The 9,402-nt window shown below is 62.3% G+C and carries 9 protein-coding genes and 1 riboswitch; of the genes, 2 read left to right on the top strand and 7 right to left on the bottom strand.

Annotated features, from left to right (window positions below; translation table 11 throughout):
* Nucleotides 1-58 precede the first annotated feature (58 nt).
* The 3 genes from G3N92_RS02560 to G3N92_RS02570 are packed head-to-tail and all read right to left on the bottom strand — an operon-like array spanning nucleotide 59 to nucleotide 1,873.
* Nucleotides 59-745 (bottom strand): energy transducer TonB, encoded by a 687-nt coding sequence (locus G3N92_RS02560; protein ID WP_206125865.1) that lies wholly within the window; start codon nucleotides 743-745, stop codon nucleotides 59-61.
* Nucleotides 746-750: 5 nt separating this feature from the next.
* The gene (locus tag G3N92_RS02565; protein WP_277396130.1) at nucleotides 751-1,161 is read right to left on the bottom strand and encodes a biopolymer transporter ExbD; all 411 of its coding nucleotides are present in this window, start codon (nucleotides 1,159-1,161) and stop codon (nucleotides 751-753) included.
* A gap of 28 nt (nucleotides 1,162-1,189) precedes the next feature.
* Nucleotides 1,190-1,873, bottom strand: coding sequence for a MotA/TolQ/ExbB proton channel family protein (locus G3N92_RS02570; RefSeq protein WP_241014530.1), 684 nt, complete (start codon nucleotides 1,871-1,873; stop codon nucleotides 1,190-1,192).
* 280 nt (nucleotides 1,874-2,153) lie between these two features.
* Here G3N92_RS02570 and G3N92_RS02575 point away from each other — a divergent pair, with 280 nt between their 5' ends.
* Complete coding sequence (locus tag G3N92_RS02575) at nucleotides 2,154-2,834, top strand: winged helix-turn-helix domain-containing protein (RefSeq protein WP_206125867.1); 681 nt, start codon at nucleotides 2,154-2,156, stop codon at nucleotides 2,832-2,834.
* Nucleotides 2,835-2,925: 91 nt separating this feature from the next.
* A complete protein-coding gene (locus tag G3N92_RS02580; RefSeq protein WP_206125868.1) occupies nucleotides 2,926-3,981 on the top strand; it encodes a hypothetical protein in 1,056 nt (351 codons plus the stop codon).
* Between the two features lie 137 nt (nucleotides 3,982-4,118).
* Here G3N92_RS02580 and G3N92_RS02585 read toward each other — a convergent pair whose 3' ends face one another.
* The 4 genes from G3N92_RS02585 to G3N92_RS02600 form a co-directional block, all read right to left on the bottom strand.
* Nucleotides 4,119-6,848, bottom strand: a complete 2,730-nt coding sequence (locus G3N92_RS02585) for a TonB-dependent receptor (protein WP_346778324.1) — start codon at nucleotides 6,846-6,848, stop codon at nucleotides 4,119-4,121.
* A 506-nt stretch (nucleotides 6,849-7,354) separates the two neighbouring features.
* Complete coding sequence (locus tag G3N92_RS02590) at nucleotides 7,355-7,984, bottom strand: VC0807 family protein (protein ID WP_206125870.1); 630 nt, start codon at nucleotides 7,982-7,984, stop codon at nucleotides 7,355-7,357.
* Between the two features lie 147 nt (nucleotides 7,985-8,131).
* Entirely contained in the window at nucleotides 8,132-8,869 is a 738-nt protein-coding gene (locus G3N92_RS02595) for a CbtA family protein (RefSeq protein WP_206125871.1), read from the bottom strand.
* Between the two features lie 11 nt (nucleotides 8,870-8,880).
* The gene (locus G3N92_RS02600; RefSeq protein ID WP_206125872.1) at nucleotides 8,881-9,090 is read right to left on the bottom strand and encodes a CbtB domain-containing protein; all 210 of its coding nucleotides are present in this window, start codon (nucleotides 9,088-9,090) and stop codon (nucleotides 8,881-8,883) included.
* A 58-nt stretch (nucleotides 9,091-9,148) separates the two neighbouring features.
* Nucleotides 9,149-9,285: riboswitch (cobalamin riboswitch) on the bottom strand.
* Nucleotides 9,286-9,402 lie beyond the last annotated feature (117 nt).

A 9,402-nucleotide genomic window follows, 5' to 3' on the forward strand; every position in this document is an offset into this window, starting at 1 on the left:
GAAGATCCGGTAAGCCGATCCCGGCACCGTCGGCGGGATCGGAAATGCGAAATGGCGCTTAGTCGCCGACCGCGAATTCGAAGGTCTGTTCGACAACGATCGCTTCGTCGCCGTTGGTCCTGCACTGGTACTGACGCATCGCGCGTCGCACCGCGTCGTCGAAGACTCGCGCCGGCTGCGATCGAACGATATCGACCGCCACCACGCGGCCTGCCTGGATCGTCGCGCGGGCCGTCACCTCTCCGCTCAATCCTTCCGCCAATGCTTTCGCGGGCGTCTGCGGCTTGATCTGAACGGGGCATTCGATGGCGATATCCACGGCGGCCGGCCCAGCCGGTGCCTTCGAGGCGGCCGTCGCGGCCGAGGGCACGGCGGGAAGCGGCGCGGGGGCAGCGGCAACGGCCGGCGCGTTGTCGTGCACGGGCACGGCTGGCCGGGCGGGCGCCGCCGGGGCGGGATGCGGAGGCGCCTTGGGCACCAGATGCTTGACGATCTTCTTGATGACCGGCGGTGGCGGTGGCGGCGGCGGCTTCGGCGTCACGATGGCCGCCATCATCACCGGCGGCGGCTTCGGCGCCGGCGGGCGTGGCTGATGCACGTGGATGGCCGCGGCGATGACAGCCGCCTCGATGGCGATGGCAATGCCGAGCGCGACCATCGGCGACATGCCGTCCTCGCGCCTAACCTGCCGTGCGTGAAGGCTGCGCGGCGCGGCGGCGTCGATCGGGTTCACAGTGTTTGTCATGCGAATCAGGACGCCTTGGCCGCGAGGCCAACTTCGGTAATACCGACCGCCCGCGCGATATCCATCGCCTTGACGATCGCCTGGTACGGCGTGCCCTCATCCCCGGTGATGGTCACCGTGACCTTCTTCTGTTGCTCGAGCGCCGCCAGTTGCGACGACAGCGCTTCGGGCGCGATCGTTTGATCCTGGAAATGCAGCGCGCCGTCCTTGCTGACTGCCACATTCACCTCGACGGAATCGAGCCGCGTGGTGGTGGACGAATCCGGCAAATGCAGCTTCAGCCCGGTTGCCGCAACCATTTTGAGCATGACCAGCATGAAAAACACGAGCAGGAACATCATGATGTCGATCATCGGGATGATCTCGATCCGTGCTTTTTCGTCGTGGCCGAGGTAATGGGAGAGATGTTTCCGCATGGTGCGCCTCCGTGAAATTAGCGTCCGCTCATGCCGCGAGATGGCGAACCAGCATCGACTTGATCAGTTCCATCTGCAGCAGGGCGTTGCGCACCCGCTTGTTCAGATAGTTCAGCAGCGCGACGCCGACGATGGCGATCGTCAAGCCGGTGGCCGTGGCGATCAGTGCATGCGCAATGCCGCCCGATACCGCCATCGGATTGCCCGTGCCGGACGAACCGAGCACGTCGAAGGAATTGATCATGCCGACGATGGTGCCGAACAGCCCCAGCAGCGGGCCGAGCGTGACGGCCGTATCGAGCACCCACAGCCGCTTGTCGAGACGGGGCATCTGCAACATGATTTCCTCGTCGACCGCGCGCTCGAAATCAGTTTCGGCCTGACCGCCAGAGGCAAGCGCGCGCTTGAGCAGCGCGCCATGCGGCGACCCGGCATAGCGGCCGGAAAGCTTTTCGATCGATGCGCCTGATCGGGACGGCAATTGCGCCAGTTCCCGAACGAGCTGCTTGCCGACTCGCATGGAGCGGACGAAAAAATTGAGCCGCTCGACGATCACCATCACCGCGGCGAGGAAGACCAGCGCCATCAGCGGGAGCAAGCCAAGAGATTGAACGGACAGATCGACAAGAGTTTGCATCGTTTCAATTGGAAGATGATTAAGCGCTCGCCTTTGAAACGCGAGCAATGAATGTCTTGAAGGCAGCAAGCTCATACGTCGGCTCAATTGAATCGACGCATTTAAACTTTCACCCAAAAACCAGGAAGATCCGCATTCTATTCGCTCGCCATTTCAACTCTATTACCAGTTATTACAATTCAATTCATCGAATACAGACTTGCGAGAAACGACACCTCCGAAATTCCTTTCTATCACATTTTTGACACATTTCAAAAACGTAATGGACAAGCCCGCCGTCGGTCATTCCGCATCGTTATAAACACCCCTTGTCGCGCCGCCAATTGCCCGGCGGCGCAAGTCTTTGGGGAAGGAAATGAGAATTTTGATATTCAGCGGCTCATCGGAAACCGGGCCGGAACTGCTTCGCGATCTGCGAGCCGTCGAGCATGAGGTGGAGTGGAGTTGCTCGTTCAGCGATGCGTCATACACGCTGTTGCGGGACTTCTACGATGTGCTGCTGATCGATCTCGACGGAACCGGGCAAGACGGATTGCGGCTGTTGAACGAGCGCCCCGGCGATGCGCAACATTGCCGCGTCATTGCATTTTCCAGAGAAGAAACGCCCCGCATCGAAACTTTTCCAGATAGAAAGATCGATATCGATACCGTCCTTATCAAACCGACCGACATCGGCCAGATTATTTCCCTGATCAATAAATATTCATACCAACACGAAAACCGGCAAATTACCCGTCTCGGCGACATGAGAATCGATTCGCTGACCCGAACGGTTTTGATCGGATCTCATCGAAGCACGCTATCGCCAACCGACATGGCGATATTGACGATGTTCATCAATGAACCCAATCGAATATTCTCGCGCGCCGAAATTGCCGCCGATCTGGATTCCTACGGGGATCAATTCAAGAACAATTCGATCGATGTTTGCCTGCACCGGCTTCGATCCAAAATCGGCCGGGGCCGTATTTTGAATATCTGGGGGCGCGGTTTCAGGCTGGCCGTCTACAGCAGGAACGGCGCCCGTACTCCGTAATTTCATGAACCCGGGAGATCGCACCATCTGAAGTAACGACACCGCCGGCACCCGCCATTGCGTCGCTCGACGCAAAGCAGATCACGCACTGTTGCTGATCGATATCGAACACATACCTTCTTCAATGCAAAAAAACCTTTCCCTGATTGCCCTCGCGACAGCCTTGGCCGCGTCCCTCCCGGGATGCGCCAGCGTGTCGCCGCCACCGCTGGAACTGATCTCGCAAGTGCCCTTGCCGGCAGTCACCGGCGGAGATTTCGACCATTTCGACGCCGACCTGACCCGCCAACGGCTCTACGTTTCGGCCGAGGAATTCGGGTCGATCGAAATCTTTTCACTGCCCGGCGGCGAGCATCTTGCGAGCGAAAGAACCGTTTCGGCCAAACCGCACAAGATTCAGTTGACCGACGGCGGCAAGCAGCTGCTCATCGCCGATGCGGGTGTCGCACGTCTCAATATCGTGGATACCCGAACATTCTCCGTTACCCAGTCGGTACCGCTCAAGCCGCAACCCGACAGCGGTATTCTGGATCGCCGCACCGGAATCTTCTATCTCGGCAATGGCGGATCGAAATCCCACGAAACGCAGTCCGTCATCACGATGCTGCGCGTATCGGATGGCGCCGTGCTGGGCGCGATCGAAGTGCCCGCCGGCCAGGTCAAGGCGATGGCGATCGACGAGGCCACCGACCGCCTGTTCGTGAATTTCCGCGATCGGCATGAAATCGGCGTGATCGGCCTGAACGACCACACGCTGAGCGCGATCTGGCCGATCCCCGGCCCGAGCCGGAATTCCGCCATGGAAATCGATCCCGATTCGCACCACCTGTTCGTGGGCGCGCGCAATCCTGGCGTGCTGCTTGTCCTCGACACTCGCGACGGTCACGTCATCCAGACGCTACCCACGGTCGAAACCTCCGATGAAATCATCCTCGACAAGCAGCATGGCCGCCTCTACGTGGCGGGGTCGACCGGCCTCGACGTGTTCAAGAAAAACGATCGGAGCCGCTACGAACCGATCCAGCACATCGACACGCACGGCGGCAAGACGGCGATGTACGTGCCGTCGCTCGAGCGTTTGTACGTTGTCCACACCAAGGGACCGGCCGCGGCGGAAGCCGGGTTGCAGGTTTTCGCGGTTCACTGATCAAACCGGCGTTGCCCTGAATGCCGCCCGCCATGCGTGATGCGGCAGTCGCAAAAAAAGCGGCTGCATCGAGTTGAAAACCCGATGCAGCCGTTCAAATACGGCTTCGCCCGAGCCGTCAAAGGTGTGTGAAGCGCTTAATCGAAGCTGCCGCTCAGCCCGAACATGTAGGTTCGGCCATACGTCTCGCGTTGAATCAGCTGATGGTTCGAGCCCTCGGATTGCGCGACCGGCGTATCGAGGAGATTGCGCGCGGCGGCATACACCGACACATGCTTCGTGAGCGCGTACGACGCGCCGAGATCCAGCGAGAAGCGTGGCTCCCAGTATCGATCGCTGGCCTTGCTCTTGCCGATGGACGCCAGCATTCTGCCAATATAGGAACCCGCCAAGCGCACGCTGAACCGCTGGTTCTCCCAATAGAGCTGGGCGTTGTACGTATCGTTGGCGGTGGACGGCAGGGAAGACGATTCGCCGGGACGAATTTCTCCGCTCGAATTCACGTGGGTCCAGTTGAAGCTGCTGCCCAGCCCGCTCAGAATGCCCGGCAGCATCGTGTAGTGCTGGTCGTAATTGAACTCGAGCCCGCGCGCACGCGCGTGCGAGATGTTCTTGTAGCTCAGCACCTGGCTGGGCGTTCCCGCGAGTGCGCCGAACAGCGGATCGGTCGGGCTGAACATCACGGTGTTGGAGTTCGCGACGATATAGTTCGACAGTTCCTTGTCGAACAACCCGAGCGAGACGATCCCGCCGTGATCGAGATAGCGTTCAAGCGACAGGTCGAAATTCTGCGAGACGGTCGGCTTCAGGTTCGGATTGCCCTGCGATACGACGAACAGGCTCGGATCGATCGTCGCCGCCGGGTTTGCCTGATTGAATCCGGGTCGCGCGATCGTGCTCGAATAGCTCGCGCGGCCGATCGTGTCGGGCGTGAATTCCCAACGCGCCTGCAGCGACGGGAAGAAATTCACGTAACTCGTGCTGTTCGAGATCGGCGATGCGGACGTGAGGTTCTTGTCGGCCGCGTAGCCGCTGTAGGTGGCACGCGTGGCCTCGACGCGCAGGCCCCCGATCAGGCCCAGGCGACCGAACGTCATCTGATCCTGGCCATATACGGCAAACACGTTTTCGGTGTCGCGGCTGCCCGACGACAGCCCGGAGATGCCATCGGTCGACTTGCCCTTGAAGCCGTTACCCGCCCCGTTCGCGAACAGGTTCGACATGGTGTTCGGATCGATGTTGTAGCCGTTCGCATAATGGTCGCCATAGAACGTGACGGGCGAACCGGTAATCGCCTGCCCCATGCCGAGCGACGGCACCGCTGCGGAGTTGTACGGATCGATCGTATGCGTCGTCGTGCGAAAGCGCACCGACGTGCCGAATTTCAGCTGCTCGTCCGTAGCGCCCTTGAAAAAGTGCGTGGGCAGTGTGAGATTGCTGCCGCCGGACCATTCCTGGGTACGATAGGTCTGCGTGTTGTTGGTCAGTTGACTCAGCTTGTAGAGGTTCGGATCGAGTTGATTCGCGCCTTGCACCACGTACGACGGATACCTGCGGTCGAACTGGTTGTTGTAGGTGACGCTGGCGCCGGTCGGGCGATACGAGAACGTGCTCGACGTGTCGTAGGGGCGATAGTCCTTGCCGACCGCATACGCGACGTTGTAATCCAGCTTGGCGCCGCCGCCGAACTTGTTTTCGCCACCGATCTGGAACACGTCGAGGCTGACCTGCTCCTGCATGTGACGAACAGCCTTGTCGAATCCGACGCCCGACGTGATCGAACCGTCGGCGTTTTGCGTCGCCTGCCCCGACATCTTGAAGATCAATTGCTGGCGATTCACGTCTTCCGTATAACCCGAATGCAGATATCGCGCATACCAGCGATTATCCGCATCCGGTTGATAAGCCAGTTCCGCGCCTCCGCCAAGCGTCGTTCGATCGAATCGATAATAGGCCTGGGTAAAATTCGAATAAGCGGCGGCCGGATACTTGCTTTGATTGTAATAAGACGCCCCCCAATTATCCGTGCCGCTCTGATCGTGAAAATATGTCAGCGATCCGATGATCGAAAACGGCTTGTCGCCATACGACGAGATACCCGATTTATCCTTGTCGGACGTGCCGTGAAAACCGAAACGCGTGCCGCCGGTCACGGAGATATCTTCCAGCGCGGTAGTGCGTGCGGTGCGCACGCCCGTGCCGAGGCGGTAATCGAGGAAGCTGTCCTTGCCCTTCGGAATTTCCTTCGGCGCGATTTCGATCGTGCCGCCGAGCGCTTCCGCATCCTGTTCGGGCTTGTTGGTCTTGGTCACGGTGACCGAGCCGATCATCCCGGTCGGAAACGAATCGAACGCGAACGCGCGGCCGCCGCCCTGAGGCGTGACAGGGTTGGTCGGCGGCAGATGGATGCCTGCGTAGGTGGTGCCCGACAGGTCCGAATCGAGGCCGCGGATATAAACGTACCGCCCTTGCCCGGTACCCACGTACAAGGCCACGCCCGGCAGCCGCGTGGCGGCTTCGCCGGCATTGAAATCGGGCAGCTTGCGGATCTCTTCCTGCGTCGTGGTGCTGATGATATTCAGCGCGACTTCCTGTTTGGCGCGCGACACGACTTCAGGATTCGGGCGCCGGGCCGATTGAACCGTCACCCGATTGAGCGACGTCGCCGCGCGACCCTTTTTACTCGATTTCGGTGCAGCTTTTTTATCGACTGATTCCGTTTTCTCCGACAAGGCCTCGCTTGCCGGCGATGAATCGATTTGTTGAGCGAATGCCGAATTCATGGCAATCGCCAGCAACGACATTGCAAATGTAGCGGGAACTGCCGCACGCACCCCCGCGCGCAAACCAACTTCCAGATGGCGCATTTCTTTCACCTTTTTGATGTCGACTACCACGAAAGCTGCGGATTCTATGGACGCGAGGCTTCATCGCCATTACTACTTCTTACAGTTTCGTATGCGTGACGCAGGGGGCGGCATGCCTGGATGTGGAGTGGGTTTCGGGGGCGAAAGGGCATGACGCGAGCAGGCCCGCACGCGGGGAAATAATAAGTTTTCCTACATAATTTTCCCGGGATGGTTCGACGGTGAAAAACCGCGTGAAAGCCGCATCCGATTGCCGATGAACCTCAGGCAATCAACGGTGCGAGCCAGGCAAGATGCGCGCGCGATCGGCCGCCGAACGGCCAGTTCCTGCGGTGGGAGATCGGTGGATGCACGCGGGAAGGCGCGACGATTGACGCCGGTACGATACCGTGCACCCGGGATGCGACTGGACGCTACGGCAAACCGTCATTCGCTCGAGCCGGCGGCCGCCGCGCGGCACGTCGGCTGGCTCTATTGCTTCAGGCCGTCGATGCCGGCGGCCCCGCTCACAACGTCGCTTCCCCCATCCGAACGCGACCGCGCATGCGCTTGCGATACCAGAACGTCCACGCCATCAGCCCGCCGAACGTGATGTAACTGAGGATCGGCGTGACCACCAGCGTGCGCTCGATCGGCCAGACCCACGCGCACCAGCTGCGCAGCGCGCATTCGATCGTCAGGCCCAGCCCCCAGGCCAGCGTGATGAGCCGCAGCGCGGTGCGCACCGAGGCGCTTTCCTCCCACAGCGCCTCGAAGCGCGGCACGCCGTGCTCGCCCTCGCGCGCCATGGTGGCGCGCGTCAGGTAATAGGTGATCGGCCGCCGGAACGCGAGCGACACCAGGAACACCACGCCGATCGTGCCGGACACGAACGATTCGCGCACCAGCAGCAAACGCGGGCTGCCGCCCATCGCCATCAGCGCGATCGACAACGCGATGCCGAGCAGCGCGATGGCCGACAGCGCGTCCACGCGGCGCGTACGCGCGAATTCGACGATGCCCCACGCGAGCGGCGGCACCGCCGACGCGTACAGCGCGCCCGCATCGCCCCACACCGGCATCGCGAGCCGGTAGACGACCCACGGCAGCACGAAATTGACGACAAGCTCGGCAACGAAGGCAGCGCGAATTTTCACGGCGGGGGTGCCGTGCGAGCAGGCCCGCGCGGCAGGAACAATGAGGGACGGGCCAGTATAAAGGCGAACGGCCACCGAAGTGGCCGAGCCGGTTGCGCGCCCGTCGGGCGGCGGGCCGCGGCGCAAGCCGCGTGCGCCGGGATTGCGTCAGGCCGGTGCGCGGCCGCCGCGCGGCGCGCCGACCAGCCCGCTGCGCTCCACCAGCGCGCCGAACAGCAGGCCGAGCGTGGTCCACAGAATCGCCTGCATGCCGATCGCGGCCATGCGGAACTTCCACAGCACCACGGCCGGGAACGCGGCCGGCACCTCGTTGATGGTGGGCAGCGCGTATTGCACGGCCGCCACGATCGCGAGATAGATCAGCCCCGCCACGATCGACGCGTTCCACTGCCCCATGCGCGCCGCGAACGCGCGCCGCAGGTTCAGCGAGAACACGGCCACGGCGATCGAGATCGCGATCATCAGGAAGAACAGCCCGGTGCGATAGCCGATCGTGTCGGGATCGCCGACCGAGGGCGGATTCGCCGGGTACTTGAGGTTCGGCACGATCACGAGCGAGACGAACGCGGCCAGCGCGAGGCAGGCCGACAGCGTGCGCGGGCGCGTGCTGCCGATCCGCCCGTACGAAAACGCGAACGTCAGCGCGAACAGCCCGCCGAGCGCCGCGCCGTACACCAGCACGCCGGTGCCGAGGCCGAGCCCCGCCTGCGTCGGGCGGCTGACGAGCTCGGGTTCGGGCGCCTCGCCCTTGGCGGCGTCGATCTTCTCCTCGAACGAGATCGCCTGATCCACCTGCGGCTCGCCGGCGATGCGGGCGAAGCCGAACGTGAGCAACCCGGCGGCGATGCCTGCGAGCATCCCGCGTACCAACAGTTTTCCGACCATGAACGCCCCCGTCAGTGGCAGGGGAAGCCGAGCAGGTGGCGCGCGTCGTGCACGAACTCGTGCACGTACATGCCCGGCACGATCGACGTCGCGCCCTCTTCCGCGCCGACGAAATAGACCGCCAGCAGCATCAGCAGGCCGCCGAACACGATCCACGGCATCAGCTCGCGGACGGGGATGGGCGCCGGCACGGCGACCGGCTTCAGGGTGACTTCGGACATGAACGGTTCTCCAGGGATGACGCGCCCCGACTGGCCAGCGGCAAGCAGTCAACGGAATAAAGGGATGAATCGCCAAGGCAGGTCTGGCTTGGGCACGCGAGGTGCCGCTCACAGTGGCGCGACCGCGCCGGGTTCTCACCGGCTTCCGCTCCTGGCAACGGCTGGATTCTACGCGCGATGCCGGTGCGGCGGAAAGGGTCGGGCCGGGTGGCGTCGCTCGGGGCGGCGCGCCGGCTGGGGTGGCTGGGGTGGCTGGGGTGGCTGGGGCGGCTGGGGCGGCTGGGGCGGCTGGGGCGGCTGGGGCGGCTGGAG

Origin of the sequence: Burkholderia sp. Ac-20379, assembly GCF_017104645.1 — a bacterium.
Taxonomy (GTDB): domain Bacteria; phylum Pseudomonadota; class Gammaproteobacteria; order Burkholderiales; family Burkholderiaceae; genus Burkholderia.